The organism is Streptomyces stoeckheimensis, from assembly GCF_045822005.1.
In the GTDB taxonomy this organism is placed as follows: domain Bacteria; phylum Actinomycetota; class Actinomycetes; order Streptomycetales; family Streptomycetaceae; genus Streptomyces; species Streptomyces stoeckheimensis.
On the sequence record NZ_CP169550.1, the window covers coordinates 7687244 to 7703252 of the forward strand.

The 16009-nt window shown below is 72.1% G+C and carries 16 protein-coding genes; 5 read left to right on the forward strand and 11 right to left on the reverse strand.

Annotated features, from left to right (window positions below):
* Window positions 1–25: 25 nt before the first annotated feature.
* The 3 genes from ACE1OC_RS34920 to ACE1OC_RS34930 all read right to left on the reverse strand — a co-directional run bounded on the left by ACE1OC_RS34920 (window position 26) and on the right by ACE1OC_RS34930 (window position 2961).
* A complete protein-coding gene (locus ACE1OC_RS34920) occupies window positions 26–307 on the reverse strand; it encodes a metal-sensitive transcriptional regulator (protein WP_327304080.1) in 282 nt (93 codons plus the stop codon).
* Window positions 308–317: 10 nt separating this feature from the next.
* A complete protein-coding gene (locus ACE1OC_RS34925) occupies window positions 318–2576 on the reverse strand; it encodes a heavy metal translocating P-type ATPase (protein ID WP_407840337.1) in 2259 nt (752 codons plus the stop codon).
* A gap of 94 nt (window positions 2577–2670) precedes the next feature.
* Complete coding sequence (locus ACE1OC_RS34930) at window positions 2671–2961, reverse strand: heavy-metal-associated domain-containing protein (RefSeq protein ID WP_407840338.1); 291 nt, start codon at window positions 2959–2961, stop codon at window positions 2671–2673.
* Window positions 2962–3135: 174 nt separating this feature from the next.
* Here ACE1OC_RS34930 and ACE1OC_RS34935 point away from each other — a divergent pair, with 174 nt between their 5' ends.
* Entirely contained in the window at window positions 3136–4083 is a 948-nt protein-coding gene (locus tag ACE1OC_RS34935; protein WP_407840339.1) for a hypothetical protein, read from the forward strand.
* 257 nt (window positions 4084–4340) lie between these two features.
* The gene (locus ACE1OC_RS34940) at window positions 4341–4622 is read left to right on the forward strand and encodes a metal-sensitive transcriptional regulator (protein ID WP_407840340.1); all 282 of its coding nucleotides are present in this window, start codon (window positions 4341–4343) and stop codon (window positions 4620–4622) included.
* 100 nt (window positions 4623–4722) lie between these two features.
* On the opposite strand, the gene ACE1OC_RS34945 is transcribed toward ACE1OC_RS34940, so the two are convergent.
* A complete protein-coding gene (locus ACE1OC_RS34945; RefSeq protein ID WP_407840341.1) occupies window positions 4723–5232 on the reverse strand; it encodes a class I SAM-dependent methyltransferase in 510 nt (169 codons plus the stop codon).
* A 6-nt stretch (window positions 5233–5238) separates the two neighbouring features.
* Window positions 5239–5478 (reverse strand): hypothetical protein, encoded by a 240-nt coding sequence (locus ACE1OC_RS34950; RefSeq protein ID WP_407840342.1) that lies wholly within the window; start codon window positions 5476–5478, stop codon window positions 5239–5241.
* A 116-nt stretch (window positions 5479–5594) separates the two neighbouring features.
* Between ACE1OC_RS34950 and ACE1OC_RS34955 the strand changes: the two genes are divergently transcribed.
* Window positions 5595–6200 carry a TetR family transcriptional regulator gene (locus tag ACE1OC_RS34955; RefSeq protein ID WP_407840343.1) on the forward strand — a complete coding sequence of 202 codons (606 nt, stop codon included), beginning with the start codon at window positions 5595–5597 and terminating at the stop codon, window positions 6198–6200.
* A 317-nt stretch (window positions 6201–6517) separates the two neighbouring features.
* Here the strand turns inward: ACE1OC_RS34955 and ACE1OC_RS34960 are convergent, their stop codons facing one another.
* The 4 genes from ACE1OC_RS34960 to ACE1OC_RS34975 form a co-directional block, all read right to left on the reverse strand.
* Window positions 6518–8041 carry an aldehyde dehydrogenase family protein gene (locus ACE1OC_RS34960; RefSeq protein WP_407840344.1) on the reverse strand — a complete coding sequence of 508 codons (1524 nt, stop codon included), beginning with the start codon at window positions 8039–8041 and terminating at the stop codon, window positions 6518–6520.
* A 56-nt stretch (window positions 8042–8097) separates the two neighbouring features.
* A complete protein-coding gene (locus ACE1OC_RS34965) occupies window positions 8098–9492 on the reverse strand; it encodes a helix-turn-helix domain-containing protein (protein ID WP_407840345.1) in 1395 nt (464 codons plus the stop codon).
* Window positions 9493–9644: 152 nt separating this feature from the next.
* Window positions 9645–11009, reverse strand: coding sequence for an SWF or SNF family helicase (locus ACE1OC_RS34970; protein WP_407840346.1), 1365 nt, complete (start codon window positions 11007–11009; stop codon window positions 9645–9647).
* 5 nt (window positions 11010–11014) lie between these two features.
* Window positions 11015–14020, reverse strand: coding sequence for a DEAD/DEAH box helicase (locus ACE1OC_RS34975; RefSeq protein WP_407840347.1), 3006 nt, complete (start codon window positions 14018–14020; stop codon window positions 11015–11017).
* A 258-nt stretch (window positions 14021–14278) separates the two neighbouring features.
* On the opposite strand from ACE1OC_RS34975, the gene ACE1OC_RS34980 reads away from it, so the two are divergent.
* Together ACE1OC_RS34980 and ACE1OC_RS34985 are read left to right on the forward strand one after the other, a co-directional pair.
* Complete coding sequence (locus ACE1OC_RS34980; RefSeq protein ID WP_407840348.1) at window positions 14279–14461, forward strand: hypothetical protein; 183 nt, start codon at window positions 14279–14281, stop codon at window positions 14459–14461.
* Between the two features lie 20 nt (window positions 14462–14481).
* Window positions 14482–15054, forward strand: a complete 573-nt coding sequence (locus ACE1OC_RS34985; RefSeq protein ID WP_407840349.1) for an MOSC domain-containing protein — start codon at window positions 14482–14484, stop codon at window positions 15052–15054.
* A 4-nt stretch (window positions 15055–15058) separates the two neighbouring features.
* On the opposite strand, the gene ACE1OC_RS34990 is transcribed toward ACE1OC_RS34985, so the two are convergent.
* Together ACE1OC_RS34990 and ACE1OC_RS34995 are read right to left on the reverse strand one after the other, a co-directional pair.
* Window positions 15059–15445, reverse strand: coding sequence for a hypothetical protein (locus ACE1OC_RS34990; protein WP_407840350.1), 387 nt, complete (start codon window positions 15443–15445; stop codon window positions 15059–15061).
* 80 nt (window positions 15446–15525) lie between these two features.
* Window positions 15526–16005 carry an SAM-dependent methyltransferase gene (locus ACE1OC_RS34995; RefSeq protein WP_407840351.1) on the reverse strand — a complete coding sequence of 160 codons (480 nt, stop codon included), beginning with the start codon at window positions 16003–16005 and terminating at the stop codon, window positions 15526–15528.
* Window positions 16006–16009 lie beyond the last annotated feature (4 nt).

Consider the following 16009-nt stretch of genomic DNA (forward strand, 5'->3'; position numbering starts at 1 on the left):
TGATGGGTATGTGAGGGCCGTGAGATCAGGCCCGGATGAGCCGGGCGATGGCTTTCGAAGCCTCGCCCACCTTCACCTTCGCCTGGTCCCCACCCGCGGTGATGGCCTCGGTGACGCAGCAGCTGAGGTGTTCGTCCAGCAGGGCCACCGCGCACGACTGCAATGCGGCGTTGATCGCGGCAACCTGCGTGAGGACGTCGATGCAGTAGGAGTCCTCGTCGACCATCCGCTGGACCCCACGGACCTGTCCCTCGATTCGGCGCAGGCGTCTGATGATGACTTCCTTGCTCTGTACGTAACCGGCCACGGGAGGCTCCTCAGTTGTCGGCGGCCTGGAAGCCACGCAGTCGCAGGCTGTTGCCGACGACGAAGACGGAGGAGAAGGCCATGGCCGCTCCGGCGATCATCGGGTTGAGCAAGCCGGCCGCGGCGAGCGGCAGGGCGGCCACGTTGTAGGCGAAGGCCCAGAACAGGTTCGAGCGGATGGTGCCGAGCGTCTTGCGAGCGAGGCGGATCGCATCCGCCGCAGCCCGCAGGTCTCCTCGTACGAGCGTCAGGTCACCCGCTTCGATGGCGGCGTCCGTGCCGGTTCCCATGGCCAGACCGAGGTCGGCCTGGGCGAGAGCGGCCGCGTCGTTGACGCCGTCGCCGACCATCGCGACGCTGCGGCCCTCGGCCTGCAGCTTCTTGACGACATCGACCTTGTCCTGGGGCATGACCTCCGCGATGACCTCGTCGATCCCGACTTCGGCGGCGACGGACTCGGCGACGGCCTTGTTGTCACCGGTGAGGAGGATCGGCTTGAGGCCCAGGGCGCGCAGGCGCCGGATGGCTTCCGCGCTGGTCTCCTTGACCGCGTCGGCGACCTCCAGGACCGCGCGTGCCTCTCCGTCCCAGGCCACCGCGATGGCGGTGCGACCGGCGGCTTCGGCCTCCGCCTTGGCGCGCTCCAGTTCCACGGGCAGCTCCATCGCCCATTCGGTGAGCAGCTTCTCGCGGCCGACGAGAACGGCGTGGCTTTCGACGACGCCCTGGACGCCCAGTCCGGGGATGTTGGCGAAGTCCTCCGGGACGGGCAGCGCGCCGACCTTGGCGGCGGCGCCGGCGGCGACGGCCTGCGCGATGGGGTGCTCGGAGGCATACTCCAACGCTCCTGCCAGGCGCAGTACTTGGCTCTCGTCGGTGCCGTCCGCGGTGTGCACGGCGAGCAGCGCCATCTTGCCGGTGGTGACCGTACCGGTCTTGTCCAGGACGATGGTGTCGACCTTGCGGGTGGTCTCCAGTACCTCGGGTCCCTTGATCAGGATCCCGAGCTGGGCGCCGCGGCCCGTGCCGACCATGAGGGCAGTGGGGGTGGCGAGGCCCAGGGCGCAGGGGCAGGCGATGATCAGTACGGCGACGGCGGCGGTGAAGGCGGCCGCGAGGCCGGAGCCGGTGCCGAGCCAGAAGCCGAGGGTGGCCAGGGCCAGACCGATGACGACCGGCACGAACACGGCGGAGATCTTGTCGGCGAGCCGCTGGGCTGCGGCCTTGCCGTTCTGCGCGTCCTCGACCAGCTTGGCCATCCGAGCCAACTGGGTGTCGGCGCCGATGCGGGTGGCCTCGACCACGAGGCGCCCGCCGGCGTTGAGGGTGGCGCCGGTGACGGAGTCCCCGAGCGAGACCTCCACGGGGACGGACTCGCCGGTGAGCATGGAAGCATCCACCGCGGAGGAGCCCTCGACGACGGTGCCGTCGGTGGCGATCTTCTCTCCGGGGCGTACCAGGAAGCGGTCGCCGACTTGCAAGTCGGCTGTGGGTAGGGTGACTTCGCGGCCGCCGCGCAGCACCGTCACTTCCTTGGCGCCGAGTTCCAGCAGCGCCTTGAGGGCGGCGCCGGCCTTGCGCTTGGACCTGGCCTCGAAGTAGCGGCCGGCGAGGATGAAGGCAGTGACCCCGGCCGCCGCCTCCAGGTAGATGTTCCCGGCGCCGTCGGTGCGGGCGATGGTGAACTCGAAGGCATGGGTCATCCCGGGCGTGCCGGCAGTTCCGAAGAACAGAGCCCATAGTGACCACAGGAACGCGGCGGTCGTACCCACCGAGATCAGTGTGTCCATGGTGGCCGCGCCGTGCTTGGCGTTGGTCCAGGCGGCGCGGTGGAAGGGCCAGGCGGCGTACGTGACGACGGGCGCGGCCAGGGTGAGCGAGAGCCACTGCCAGTAGTCGATCTGCAGGGCCGGGATCATGGCCATGGCGATGACCGGCAGGGCGAGCGAGACAGCGGTGACGAGCCGGTGGCGCAGAGGGCGCAGCTCGTCGTGCTCGTCCGGGTCCTCCCCGCTGCCGGGCGAGCCGTTCATACGGGGCGGCGCAGGCTCCTGCGCCGTGTATCCGGTGGCTTCGACGGTGGCGATCAGGTCCGCGACGGAGATGTCGGCGTCGAAGGTGACCTTGGCCTTCTCGGTGGAGTAGTTGACGGTCGCCTCGACGCCGTCCATGCGGTTGAGCTTCTTCTCGATGCGGGCCGCGCAAGAGGCGCAGGTCATGCCGCCGATGGCGAGCTCGACCTGGGCGACGCCGGGAGTGATGGTGGTCATGAGGGCTGCTCCTCGTTCGAGCGCGGGGTGGAGGCCGGGGCCCGATGGGTGGACGGGGCCCCGGCGGCCGGGTTGGTCGGGGGCGGGCTCGGTGTCAGACCCGACCGGTCAGCTCGTAGCCGGCGTCGTCCACCGCCACGGTGATCGCGGCGTCGTCGGGGTCGCCGGCCGTGGTCACGGTGACGAGGCCGCCGTCCACGTCCACGTCCACGGAGAGGACCCCGTCGAGCGCGCTGACCGACTTGGTGATGGCGGTCTTGCAGTGGCCGCAGGTCATGCCCGACACGCGGTAGACGGTGGCGGTGCTGTCGACGACGGCTGTGGCGGTCGTCGATTCGCCGGCGTTCGTGCTGCAGGTGCCTTCAGGGGTACAGCAGGAAGACATGGGCTTCTCCTTGATCGATTCAGATACCCGCAGGGGGTATCCGGACTGGCTTCAGATATACCCCCCTGTGGTATCTCTCCGCAAGTGTTCCTCGGCTTGACTTGGTACCCCCCAGGGGTATGGTGGGCTCATGGAACCGCTGGACGCGGCACTACGTCGTACGGGAGAGCAGCCATGAACACCGGAGTGAAGACCGCCGTCTTTGCCGCCGCACTCGCAGCGACTTTCGGGGCCGCCTACGGGGTCGGGGCGGGCGTGGGACCCGTAGGTACACCGACGAAAACGGAACATGCGGGCCACGCGGCACCGGCGTCGACCGATGCGGGCGCCGCCGGGCACGGAGCTCATGAGGAGGCGGCCCAGGGGCCGGCGGCCGGGGGTCTACAGGTGTCGGAGGGCGGCTACACGCTGGCCCTGGATACTCCGCAGATCGCCGTGGGTCCGGGTGAGCTGAAGTTTTCGATCAAGGATGCGGAAGGCCGCAAGGTCACCGCCTACAAGACCGAGCACGGCAAGGAGCTGCATTTCATCGTTGCCTCACGCGACCTCACCGTCTATCGCCATCTGCACCCGGTGCGTGCGGACGACGGGACGTGGTCGGCGCCGGTGGACCTTCCTGCGGCAGGGGCGTACAAGGCCTTCGTCGACTTCGCGGCCGCTGCGGAAGGCGCGAAGGGCGTCACCCTGGGCGTTGACCTGTCGGTGCCTGGGGCGTATGCGCCGAACCCCGTGCCCCCGGCCGCGACGACTGCGGAGGTGGAGGGCTATCAGGTCACCCTTGGTGGGACCCTCGACCCCGGTAAGGCCGGCGAACTCAAGCTCACGGTCAGCAAGGACGGCAAGCCGGTCACGAACCTCGAGCCCTACCTCGGGGCGTTCGGCCACCTCGTCGCCCTTCGCGACGGAGACCTCGCCTACCTGCACGTCCACCCCAACGAGGGCGGCCCCGGGCCGGACGTCTCCTTCACTGCCACGGCCCCGAGCGCAGGAACCTACCGGCTCTTCCTGGACTTCCAGCACGAGGGCAAGGTTCGGACGGCAGCTTTCACGGTCCAGGCAGGCGGATCCGCCGCCCCGGCCGCGAACACCACCACGGCCGAGCCGGGCGGGCACTCCCACTAGGGTGACGCGCAGGGGTGGCTCCCGGAGGAGGGCTCGCAGTACCTTGTGAGCCCCAGCGGCACGCGGCCGGAGCCGGCCATGATTCTTGACTCGGTGGATGTCGCCTGACCCTCACCTGTAAAAGGTGCCCCCGCCCGTCGCTCGGGCGGGGGCACCTATGCATTCGCCCGACGTTCAGCGGAACAGATAGCTGCAACCCATCGTTACGCTAATACCCCCTGGGGGTAAAGCGCCGATAGGAAGGAAGGGATCGCCTCGTGCACGGCTACACCGCCAACAAGGACGACATCCTCAAACGGCTGCGCCGCATCGAAGGCCAGGTGCGTGGTCTGCAGCGCCTGGTCGACGAAGACACCTACTGCATTGACGTCCTCACCCAGGTCAGCGCCACCACCAAGGCCCTGCAGTCCTTCGGGCTGACCATGCTGGAAGACCACCTCTATTCATGCGTCGCCGACGCCATCGCGGAAGGCGGCGATGGAGCCCGCGACAAGGTCCAAGAAGCCTCCCAAGCCATCGCCCGCATGGTTCGCACCTGATGGGATCAGCCGGGTAGGGGCTCCCGTACGGCGGTGACCAGCCAGGAGCTGCTGCGAAGCCACAACGCTCCGTCCGCCTCGTGATCTCGCAGGGCGACCGTCAGTGCCTGGCGTGCTCGGGTCTGCTCCTGCGGCCCGACCTGGTCGAGGAGGTGGCGTCCAGGGCCGGAGTCGAGCAGGAACGCCGTGGCATCTGCCGCGTTGACACCCCACTTTCCTGGCACCTCGACCCGCTGCACATCGACTTCGGCGAACCCGCCCGCGGTGAGCAGCATCCGGATGTGGTCGGGGTTGGTGAGCGGTTGGTGAGCGAGAACATGTCGAGTGCGCCCGGTTTTCCGAAGTCGCCGAGCGGCAAGATGCCATGGAGTGAGGTCGTTGCCTGCAGCCACTCGTTGGCCTCGGCTTCGGCCGCGCAGATGAAGGCCAGCCGGCCGCGGGGGCGCAGCGCGCGGTGGAGCTTGGTGAACGCGGCGACGGGGTCGGTGAAGAAGGTCATGCCATAGCGGCTGATGGCCGCGTCGAACCCTTCGGCGTCGAAGGGGTGAACTTGGGCGTCGCCCTGAACGAAGGAGGCGTTCTGCACGCATTCGCGGGCCTTCTTCGGCATCGGGCCTCACAGATCCAGTCCGAGTGCCTGGCCGCGGCCGGCGCTCTGGGCGGCGAGCCGGGTGGTGCGGCCTGCCCCGCAGTCGATGTCCAGCACGCAGTCGGTTTCCGAGATGGCCGCAGCCTCCAGGAGAGGATGGTTGAAGCCGTCGTTGATGGAGTCCCGGCGTCCTTGGCTGCGGGCCCATTGCTCGCCCTCGTAGCCGTTCCGTACCTCTGCCTGTGCGGTGTTGGCGAGTCGTTCCATGGGTGAACTCCCTCCCATCGGGCCGCGGTAATGCGCCCCGGCGCCAGTATGGGCAAATGCCCAAACAGTATGGGTGAGTGCCCATACTTGTAATGGGCCAGAGGAAAGGGGCTGTTGTGTCACCTCGTCGAGTGGCGATTCCCGACTTGTGGGAGCGGCTGTTCGCGGCTGCGGAGCGGGTGGTGGCCCGCGACGGCGCAGGGGCCCTGACCAGCCGTGCGATCACTGTGGAGGCTGACTGCGGCAAGGGTGTCCTGCACACGCACTTTGCCAGCCTGGATGATTTCGTTGCCGAGCTGGTCCTGGATCGGTTCGCGCGCAGCGCCCGCCAGGCCGAAGCGCTGAAGGCGAAGGTGGGCCAGGCGACGGTTGCGGAGAATCCTCAGGAAGTCGTCCCTGCCCCGATGGACGCTCTGCCTCCTGCGGTGGTGGGACTGGCGATGACACGCCCCGCGGCTGCGCTGCACACCCGGGAAGGCCTTCAGGCCGGCGCGCCGGTGTTCGCCGCGATCCAGCACGCCTTCACCTTCTACCTGCAGGCGGAGCAGCGCGGCGGTCGGCTGGCCGCGGGTGCCGAGGCTGCCACCATCGCGCTCGCGCTCGTCGGCACGACTCACCATCTGCTGATGACACGCGATCCCGGACGGGGAGAGGACACGAAGCTCACCACTGGGCGGCTGCTGGCTGTGGTGCTCCGCAGCGCGGAGCCTCCGGCGACGTAGTCGGCCGGGTTCATCGGCACCCGCCACCCTCCCCACCTGGATTACGGGGATTGCGCAAGGACTACATCGTGGGCTCTGAGCTGCCGGCGACGGGGCGGTTGCCCCGGATCGCAGCCGCGCCCCGATCCCGCCAGATCTGTTCCTGGGGGTGTCCCGTCTTCAGGGATCGCTGGTCCGTGTACGGTCCGGATCTTCATCATGAGATGGGGATTATTAGAGGGAACTCAGCTCTAAAATCGGTGAACCCGGTGGCGTCGTGCGCCCGGAGGGTGGTGCCTGACCAGGCTTTTGCGCAGGTCAGGCACGATGCTCAAATTTTAGAAGAATCCGATCTTCTTGGGGGAGTAACTTACCAACAAGTTCTTCGTCTGCTGGTAGTGCTCCAGCATCATCTTGTGGGTCTCGCGGCCGATGCCCGACTGCTTGTAGCCGCCGAAGGCCGCGTGGGCCGGGTAGGCGTGGTAGCAGTTCGTCCAGACGCGGCCCGCCTGGATCGCGCGGCCCGCGCGGTAGGCCGTGTTGATGTCGCGGGTCCAGACGCCGGCGCCCAGGCCGTACGCCGTGTCGTTCGCGATGCGCAGCGCGTCGTCGAAGTCTTGGAACGAGGTCACCGACACCACCGGGCCGAAGATCTCCTCCTGGAAGATCCGCATGCGGTTGTCGCCCTCGAAGATGGTCGGCTGGACGTAGAAGCCGCCCGCCAGTTCGCCGCCGTGGTCGATGCGGCCGCCGCCGGTCAGGATCTTCGCGCCCTCCTGCTGGCCGATCTCCACGTAGGACAGGACCTTCTTCAGCTGCTCCGCCGAGGCCTGCGCGCCGATCATCGTGTCGGTGTCCAACGGATGCCCCGGCACGATCAGTTCGGTGCGGGCCACGGCCGCGTCGAGGAAGTCTCCGTAGCGGCCGCGCTCGATCAGCGCGCGCGACGGGCTGGTGCACACCTCGCCCTGGTTGAGGGCGAACATCGTGAACCCTTCGAGGGCCTTGTCCCGCAGGTCGTCGTCGGCGGTCCAGATGTCGTCGAAGAAGAGGTTGGGGCTCTTGCCGCCCAACTCCAGCGTGACCGGCTTGAGGTGCTCCGCCGCGTACTGCAGGATCAGCCGCCCGGTGGACGTCTCCCCGGTGAAGGCCACCTTCGCCACGCGCGGGCTGGACGCGAGCGGCTTGCCGGCCTCCTCGCCGAAGCCGTTGACGATGTTCACCACGCCCGGCGGCAGCAGGTCCGCTATCAGGCTCATCAGGTAGTGCACCGACACCGGGGTCTGCTCGGCCGGTTTCAGCACCACCGTGTTGCCCGCTGCCAGGGCCGGCGCCAGCTTCCACACCGCCATCAGGATGGGGAAGTTCCACGGGATGATCTGGGCGACCACCCCCAGCGGCTCGTGGAAGTGATAGGCCACCGTGTCCTCGTCGATCTGGCTGAGGGCCCCCTCCTGGGCGCGCAGCGCGCCCGCGAAGTAGCGGAACTGGTCGACGGCGAGCGGCATGTCGGCGGCCAGGGTCTCGCGGATCGGCTTGCCGTTCTCCCAGGTCTCCGCGACCGCGAGCGCCTCCAGGTTCTGCTCCATCCGGTCCGCGATGCGCAGCAGGATCGTGGAACGCTCGGTGATCGAGGTACGTCCCCACGCGGGCGCGGCGGCGTGCGCCGCGTCCAGTGCGCGCTCGATGTCCTCGGCCGTACCGCGCGCGACCTCGGTGAAGGTCTCGCCGGTCACGGGGGAGGGGTTGGCGAAGTACCGCCCGAGGGCCGGCTCGACGTACTCGCCGCCGATGAAGTGGCCGTAGCGGGACGCGTACGACATGAGCGCGCCTTCGGTACCGGGCGCAGCGTAACGGGCCATGGAAGGACCTCCCCTTGCCGGGCGCCGGCCGCCGTCGGCCGGTGCTCGCCGTGAGGCTAGGGGCGGGCAGGTTGCCGGTACGTTGCACGGCCGCGCGGCGAACGGGCCGCGGACGGTGGTGCGGTGGTCGTCGGTGCGGTGGTCGTCTTCTCCGGCGCCGCGCGGCCCCGCCTGTCGCCCGGCACGTCCTGAGGCGGTACGCCGAGTTCCGCGTCGATGGCCCGTACGCGGGCCAGCGCGGCCGTCCGGCCCGCAGCCGGGAGTACGGCGGCCAGGGCCCGCCAGACGTCGGTGTCCTCCGCGCCCCACGGGCTGGACACCCAGTCGGTCAGCAGCCCCGGGTCGGCCCGCGCGATCACCGCGGCCCGAGCCTGCTCCTCGATGCGGCGCCGGAGCCGGACGATGCCGGGCGCCGTGGACGCGGGCAGCAGCGGGCCCGGATAGCGGGCCAGCGCCGCCGAGACGGCACCGGAGGCCAGGTGGCGGGTGACGGCCGTGAAGTCGGCCTCCAGCGGTGCCGCCGTGCGGTAAGGACGGGAGAGCGGGGCCCGGGGACCCAATAGGCCGCGCAGCCGTGACATTTCGGCGCGCAGGGTGACCGGTGACACCGACTCGTCCTCGTACAGGGCGATCGCCAGTTCCTCCCCCGACAAGCCCTCCGGGTGGTGCGCGAGCAGGGCCATGATCTCGCTGTGCCGCCGCCCGAGCCGGACCTCACGGCCGCCCGGGCCGGTCAGCAGCGCCTCGTCGCGGCCGAGCGCGGTGAGGGAGCCGCCGGGTGGCAGGGGCGCCGGAGCGAGCAGCGCGAGCCGGGCCTCCGCCGCGCACGCCACCGCCCGCACGAAGGCGAGGGAGTGCGGATGGGCCAGCCAGTCGCCCCCGGTGACGTCCACGGCGCCGAGCAGCCTTCCGGTGCGCGGATCGCGGACCGGAGCCGCCGCGCAGGTCCACGGGTGTACCCGACGGCTGAAGTGCTCGGCGCCGAAGACCTGGACCGGCTCCCCGACCGCCACCGCGGTGCCGGGGGCGTTGGTGCCCATCGCCGTCTCCGCCCAGTGGGCGCCCGGCACGAAGCCGAGGCCCTCCGCGCGCCGCAGCGTGGCGGGTTCGCCCTCCACCCAGAGCAGGCTGCCCCGCGCATCGCACACCGCCAGCAGATGGGCCCCGTCCGAGGCGAAGGCGCCCACGAGGTCCCGGAACAGCGGGAGCACCCTGGCCAGGGGGTGCTGCTCCCGGTACGACCGCAGTGCCGCCCCGGCCAGCTCCACCCGGGGCGTGCACTCCGGGCTGACCCGGGCCCGGGCGCAGCGGCGCCAGGACCTCGCGATGACCGCCCGCACCGGGGCCTCGACCCGCCCGTCCTGGGTGAACGCGGCGTGGGCCCGCCGCAGTTCCCGCGTCCGCTCGGCGGGGTCGGCCCCGCCCGGCAGAGCCACCGAAGGATCGTCCATGTCACCCTCTCGCGGTGCCTTGGTACCCGGAGCGCCCCATCGTCGTACCGGCCCGACGCCCCGGCAAGCGGTACGTCGGCCAGTGCGGGCTGCGGGTAGGCCGGTCCCCGTCGGTGCGGCCCGGGCCTCGCCCCCGGGCCGGCCGGCTCCTCCTAGTCCTCCGGCTCCTCCGCCTCCTCCGGCTCCTCCGCCTCCTCCGGGTCCAGCGCGGCCAGCGCCGCCGCCGGGTCCGTGGACGGCGGGCCCGCCGGGAGCCAGTGGTCCGCCGCCCGGCGGTACGGCCACCAGCGGCCCTCACGGCCCAGCCGGAGCTGGCGGTCACCGCCCGGTTCCGTCCAGCGGGACCGGACCCGGCGGAACACCGGGTCGGGGGCGCCCGCGCCGGCGCCCGCACCGTCCGCCCCGTCGGGCCAGGCCGATGCCAGGGCGGCCCGGGCCCGGGCGAGCGACGCCCGGTCCGGGGTCCAGTCCTCCTCCAGCACCTCGACGGCCCGTGCCCCGCCGAAGCCCCAGGCGAGTACGGCCCGGTCCATGGCGGCCCGGTCCCTGTCGGAAGCCGCCGACAGGCGGGAGCGGACCCGAAGGTCGTGGGCCTGCGCCGTGAGCCGTACGGCGTCGTCAGCGGTCGAGGGCTCGGGCTGCGGGGCGCGCTCCGCATGGGCCGGAGCGAGCGCTTCCGCGAGCAGCCGGTACGCCTCCGTCGCGGCCGCCTGCGCGAGGAACTCGACCCCGTCCACGTCCAGGCCCGGTGGCTCCGCCCCCGACTCCGTGTCCAGCGTCGGAGGCTGGCCCGGCACGTCCGGCAGCGCCGCGGGCGGAGGCAGCGGGGGCAGGGCGGACGCCGCGGCGTACACCTCGGACGCGAGTACGCCGGGGATGCCGGGGATGACGGCCTCGCCGGCGGAATCCGGGGATCCCGCTTCCGCTTCCGCCGTGCTGCGCTCCTCCAGCTCGGTCACCAGACCGGCCTCCGCCCGCCCGCGCAGCAGCAACAGCACGAAGGGGTCCTGGTCCAGCAGCCGCGCCACCTGGTAGCAGAGCGCCGCGGTGTGCGGGCAGTGGTCCCACTCCTCGCAGTCGCAGCGCGGGTCGAGGTCGCCGATCCCGGGCAGCAGTTCCACCCCGGCCGCCGCCGCGTCCTCCGCGAGCTCCGGCGGCACCTCCCGGTCGAGCAGCGCCGCGATGTGGCCGGACTCGGCGGCCGCCATGCCGAGCAGCCGGTCCCATTCCGCTTCCGTGAACTCCTGCACCAGCACGTCGGTCCGGTGCGCCGTCCCGTCCGGATCGCGCACCACGGCCGTCAGCCCGCCCGGCCGTACGGACACGGCCCCGACGGCGCCCGAACGCGCGTACCGCCGGCCCTGCTTGACCTGCTGACCGTCGAGCGCGCTGTCCTCCAGGGCGCGCAGCCAGGCATGGCCCCACCAGGTCCGGGCGAAGGCGCGGCCCGGGGCGGGCGGGAGGGGCGGGAAGGTCTTCTCGTACGGGTCCTTCGCGTACGGGTCCTTCGCGTTCATCCGTGTCACTCCCCGGAGGCGGTCGGGCGGAGCGCGACCAGTTCGGCCAGCTCCGCATCGCTCAGTTCGGTCAGCGCGGCCTCGCCGCCCGCGAGCACGGCATCGGCCAGGGCCCGTTTGCGTTCCAGGAGTTCGGCGATCCGGTCTTCGACGGTGCCTTCGGCGATGATGCGGTGGACCTGGACGGGCTGGGTCTGGCCGATGCGGTAGGCGCGGTCGGTGGCCTGTTCCTCGACGGCGGGGTTCCACCAGCGGTCGTAGTGGATGACGTGCCCGGCGCGGGTGAGGTTGAGGCCGGTGCCGGCTGCCTTGAGGGAGAGCAGGAACACGGGGACCTCGCCCGCCTGGAAGCGGTCCACGAGCTCCTCGCGGCGCGGAACGGGCGTGCCCCCGTGCAGCAGTTGGGAGGCGATGCCGCGCGCGGTGAGATGGCGCTCGATGATGCGGGCCATCGTCACGTACTGGGTGAAGACCAGCACCGAGCCGCCCTCGGCCAGGATCGTGTCGAGCAGCTCGTCGAGGAGCTCCAGCTTGCCGGAGGCCGCCCCGGTGGGCTCCTTCGGGCCGTGCTGCTCCTTCGTGTACTGGGCGGGGTGGTTGCAGATCTGCTTGAGCGAGGTGAGCAGTTTGACGACGAGCCCGCGGCGCTCCATCCCGTCCGCCGCGGCGATCGCGGCGAGGGTCTCGCGCACGACCGCCTCGTACAGCCCGGCCTGTTCGCGGGTCAGGGACACCGCGTGGTCGGTCTCGGTCTTCGGTGGCAGCTCGGGTGCGATCCCGGGGTCGGACTTCTTGCGGCGGAGCAGGAACGGCCTGACGAGTGCCCCGAGCCGGGCCGCCGCCCGCGGGTCGCGGCCGCTCTCGACCGGCTCGGCGTAGCGCGTGCGGAAGGTGCCGAGGCGGCCGAGGAGGCCGGGCGTGGTCCAGTCGAGGACGGCCCACAGCTCGGACAGGTTGTTCTCGACCGGGGTGCCCGTGAGGGCCACCCGGGCCGCCGACGGGATGGTGCGCAGGGCCTTGGCGGTCGAGGAGCGCGGGTTCTTGACGTGCTGGGCCTCGTCCGCGACGACCATGCCCCAGTGCACGGCGGCCAGTCGGGGGGCGTCCAGGCGCATGGTGCCGTAGGTGGTGAGGACGAAGCCCCCGGCGGGTTGGCCGGCCACCCCTTCGAGGTCGCGGCCGGTGCCGTGGAAGCGGCGCACCGGCGTGCCGGGGGCGAACTTCTCGATCTCCCGCTGCCAGTTGCCCAGCAGCGAGGCCGGGCAGACCACCAGCGTCGGGCCCTCGTGCCCGTGCTCCTGGCGGTGCAGGTGCAGGGCGATCAGCGTGACGGTCTTGCCGAGGCCCATGTCGTCGGCGAGGCAGGCGCCGAAGCCGAGCCCGGTGAGTCGGGCGAGCCAGCGCAGGCCGCGGAGCTGGTAGTCGCGCAGGGTGGCGCGGAGGGCGGCCGGGGCTCGTACGTCGGCCTGCGCATCGGGGTGCTCCGGGGCGGGGTGCTCGGGGGCGGGGTGCTCGGGGTCGGCCGTGAGGAGCGTGCGGAGCCGTTCGAGCGGACCGGTGGCCTCTACGTCGTACCGCGTGCCGCCGAGCTCCGCCGAGCCGGTCAGTACGGCGGCCAGCGCGTCGGCGGCCGTCACCTCGCGGTTCTCGCGGGCGAGGGCCCGGGCCCGGCGGGCCGCGGCCGGATCGATCAGGACCCACTGGTCGCGCAGTCGGACCAGGGGCCGCTTCGCCTCGGCGAGCCGGTCCAGTTCGTCGGCGGTCAGATCGCCCTGGCCGCTCAGGGCGTAGCGCCAGCCGACGGGGTGCGCGGAGGTGGCGGAGAGCGGACCCGGCAGCCCCGACAGGCCCGGCAGGTCGGAGCCGGTGGCGGGCCGGCCCACGACGGCCCGCGCGGTGAGCGTACGGGCGAGCCCGCGCGGCCAGTGCACCTGCACCCCGTCGGCCGCCAGGGCGCCGGCGGCCTCCCCGAGCAGCTCCGCGACCTCCTCGTCGGCGAGGTTCACGGCGTCGGGGACGGCGGCGCCGAGCAGGGGCGCGAGCGGCGGCCACAGGCGGGCGGCGCGGCGCAGGGCCCGGAGGGCGTCCAGGCGGGCACCGGGCGGGAAGGCGGCCGCGGCGGGTCCGGACCCGGCCCAGACGTCGGCTGCGTCCGCGACGAGCGCGGCGTCGGCGAGGCCGTGCATCTGCAGGACGGCGCGGAAGGCGGCGGGTCGGGCGTCCGGGTCCACCTCGATGCGCAGCGAGACGCGCACCCCGGCGTCGTGCCCGGCCGCGACCTCCGCGGCCCAGTCGCGCAGTTCGGGGTGGAGCTGCGGCGGGCGGGCGGCGTAGGCGGAGCCACCGGCGGCGGCGGGCGCGGCGGGGGAGCGGGGCAGGGTGTCGGCGACGGCGTCGAGGAAGGCGCGCAGCAACGGCTCCGGTGCGGGCAGCCGCGGCGGGACGGCGAGGTCACGATCCCCGGCGGCGCCGGCGCCGGCGCCGGCGCCGGGGTCGGGGCCGGGGCCGGTTTCGGTGAGGATGCCGGCCGTGGCCTTGGCCGCGTCCCTGCCGTGGCGGCCGTCGCCGATGCCGACCGGTACGCAGTGCGCGTCGGGCGGCATGGCCGCCGCCAGCTCCCGTACCTCCTCGAGATCGGCGGCGTCCAGCGGCCCGAGCCGCCAGGCGTCGTACCCGGCGGGGCTCAGCCCGGGCAGCAGCAGCCCGCGGGCGGCGAAGCGCAGGGCCAGCAGGGTGGCGGCGCCCCAGAAGGGCGCGGCTCCGGCCGATGCGGCGGACCGGACCCGGGTGAGCAGCGGCAGGGCTTCGGCGAGGGGCAGGACGAGGGCCGGCACGGTGGTGCGCCGCAGGTCGGGCGTGACGATGGTGAGTTGCTCGGGGGTGCCCCGGCCGCCGAGGTGGAGGCCTTCGGCCGGGTCGGGCCGCCAGAAGGCGATCCGGCCCTCGCGGGCCGGCTCGGCGGGGAGGAAGACGGCGGAGCAGGGGATGAGGCCGGAGATCGTTGGGAGCACGCATTCCTCAAACTTGACTACCGGATACGGAGTGGCCGAGAGTAACCCACCGGCGGCCGCCCCGGCCCGCGGCGACGCGGTGACCCGGGTCACGTCCTCGGCCGTTCGCGCGAGCGGGCGTGCGCGAGCGGTGTTGCGCCAGCCGCCGTGCGCGGGAGGGACGGCGGGCGGGCCGGACGGAAACGAGGAGCCGGGAACGCGGGGCCCGGCGCGCGCGTTGTGTGGGGTAGTGGCCTACGGAGAAAGAGGGTGCCGCAGATGTCCACGAGCGGAAAGATCGCGGTTGCCGGTGTGGTGGCAGCCATCGCACTGTTCTGGACGGTCGGGTTCTGGGCCGGACTGCTGGTCCTGATCGGCGTTCCGGTAGCCGCCTACCTGCTGTTGGACTCCTCCCAGCGTCGTAGGCTGCGGGGGATGTCCAGGAAGCAGATCGGCCGCTGACGGCGGCAGGGGGGGCAACCATGAGCACGGTGAGCACGGCAGGCAGGGCGAGTGCGGCGCAGGTCGCGGCGGTCAGCAGCAACGGGGTCTACTCGTTCACCAAGCCCACGCGCGAGAGCATCACGCTCCTCGAAGGGCTCGGGGTCGAGGGCGACGTCCACGCCGGGGTCACGGTCAAGCACCGTTCCCGTGTGGCCCAGGACCCCACGCAGCCGAACCTCCGGCAGGTGCACCTGATCCACCGGGAGCTCTTCGAGGAGGTCGCCGAGGCCGGTCACCAGGTCGAGCCGGGCCAGCTCGGGGAGAACGTCACCACCGAAGGCATAGACCTGCTCGCCCTGCCGACCGGCACGTTGCTGCGCCTCGGTGCGGACGCGGTGGTCGAGGTGACCGGGCTGCGCAACCCGTGCCTGCAGATCGACACCTTCCAGCACGGACTGCTCAAGCAGGTGGTGGGCAGGGACGACGAGGGCAACGTGCTCCGCAAGGCCGGAATCATGGGCGTGGTCCACCGGGGTGGCACCATCCAGCCCGGCGACACCATCGAGGTCACCCTGCCGCCGACTCCTCACGTCCCCCTCGAGCGCGTCTGATCGCTCAGCCGAGCCACGCTCGCAGACGCTCGCTGAGCACCACGTCGTGGGGCAGCCGCTCCAGCTCGTGGGCAGCCACGTCCACGCCCTGCTCCCCGAGGACGCCGGCCAGGTAGCCCCAGTGTCCGGCGGCCATCTGCTCCTGCGTCATGCCGTCGAACGGCTCGTCGGGTCCGACCACCGTCCGGGCCGTCTCCTCGATGTCCTCGGGGGAGGTCAGCGCAGGCATGCCCGAAGGGCCCGAGGTGCTCCAGCCGCGATCGTCGAGCAATACCACGCTGCGGCCGTCCGCGAGGACGGCCTCCAGCCGTGCCGACACCGACAACTGCCGAGCGTTCGTGGCGCCGACGTGCAGATCGGTGTACGTGACCAAACGGGTCACCGCGGTCATGCCGCACTCCTGTCGGCTCGCGAAACGTGCTCCCGGAATCCCGGACCCTACACGCGGCGCTCCGCCCCACCCCGCGCGACTCAGTAGTAGTCCCGCATCAGCTCCGTCGCCCACTCCGGCTGGCGGTGCTCGCCGCGCGGGCCGAACTCCGTCATGTACGGCTTGAGGTCGAGCACCGGCGTGCCCGCGACCGCGTCCAGCCCCTCCACGTGCAACTCCGGGCCGTCCGCCGCCAGTACGTCCAACTTCACGACGCGACAGCGCGAGAGGCCCAGCCGGTTGGGCCGGTTCTTGCCGCGCTGGGCGAAGATGCCGACGAGCGGCCAGTCCGGATTGCCCCGGGGGCGCCGCGCGCCCGTCTCGATCTTGTCCTGCGGAACCCGGTCGAAGTGGAAGACCACCTCGACGTGCGAGAAGTCCTCCAGTCCGTACAGGGCTTCCGGACCGAACCGCTCCCGGTCCAGCCGGATCACCGCCGTCTCCCGCCCCCAGTCGTCGTCGACGACCTCCGAGCGGCCGCCCACCACCACGCCCACCGGGACCACTTCCACCGGATCCATCAGC

Bases quoted from the DNA above. Each gene is read 5' to 3' on its own strand.
- ACE1OC_RS34950 (WP_407840342.1), bottom strand. From the start codon at position 5,478: ATGGAACGACTCGCCAACACCGCACAGGCAGAGGTACGGAACGGCTAC.
- ACE1OC_RS34990 (WP_407840350.1), bottom strand. From the start codon at position 15,445: ATGACCGCGGTGACCCGTTTGGTCACGTACACCGATCTGCACGTCGGC.
- ACE1OC_RS34985 (WP_407840349.1), top strand. From the start codon at position 14,482: ATGAGCACGGTGAGCACGGCAGGCAGGGCGAGTGCGGCGCAGGTCGCG.
- ACE1OC_RS34980 (WP_407840348.1), top strand. From the start codon at position 14,279: ATGTCCACGAGCGGAAAGATCGCGGTTGCCGGTGTGGTGGCAGCCATC.
- ACE1OC_RS34995 (WP_407840351.1), bottom strand. From the start codon at position 16,005: ATGGATCCGGTGGAAGTGGTCCCGGTGGGCGTGGTGGTGGGCGGCCGC.
- ACE1OC_RS34930 (WP_407840338.1), bottom strand. From the start codon at position 2,961: ATGTCTTCCTGCTGTACCCCTGAAGGCACCTGCAGCACGAACGCCGGC.
- ACE1OC_RS34970 (WP_407840346.1), bottom strand. From the start codon at position 11,009: ATGAACGCGAAGGACCCGTACGCGAAGGACCCGTACGAGAAGACCTTC.
- ACE1OC_RS34945 (WP_407840341.1), bottom strand. From the start codon at position 5,232: ATGCCGAAGAAGGCCCGCGAATGCGTGCAGAACGCCTCCTTCGTTCAG.
- ACE1OC_RS34925 (WP_407840337.1), bottom strand. From the start codon at position 2,576: ATGACCACCATCACTCCCGGCGTCGCCCAGGTCGAGCTCGCCATCGGC.
- ACE1OC_RS34965 (WP_407840345.1), bottom strand. From the start codon at position 9,492: ATGGACGATCCTTCGGTGGCTCTGCCGGGCGGGGCCGACCCCGCCGAG.
- ACE1OC_RS34960 (WP_407840344.1), bottom strand. From the start codon at position 8,041: ATGGCCCGTTACGCTGCGCCCGGTACCGAAGGCGCGCTCATGTCGTAC.
- ACE1OC_RS34935 (WP_407840339.1), top strand. From the start codon at position 3,136: ATGAACACCGGAGTGAAGACCGCCGTCTTTGCCGCCGCACTCGCAGCG.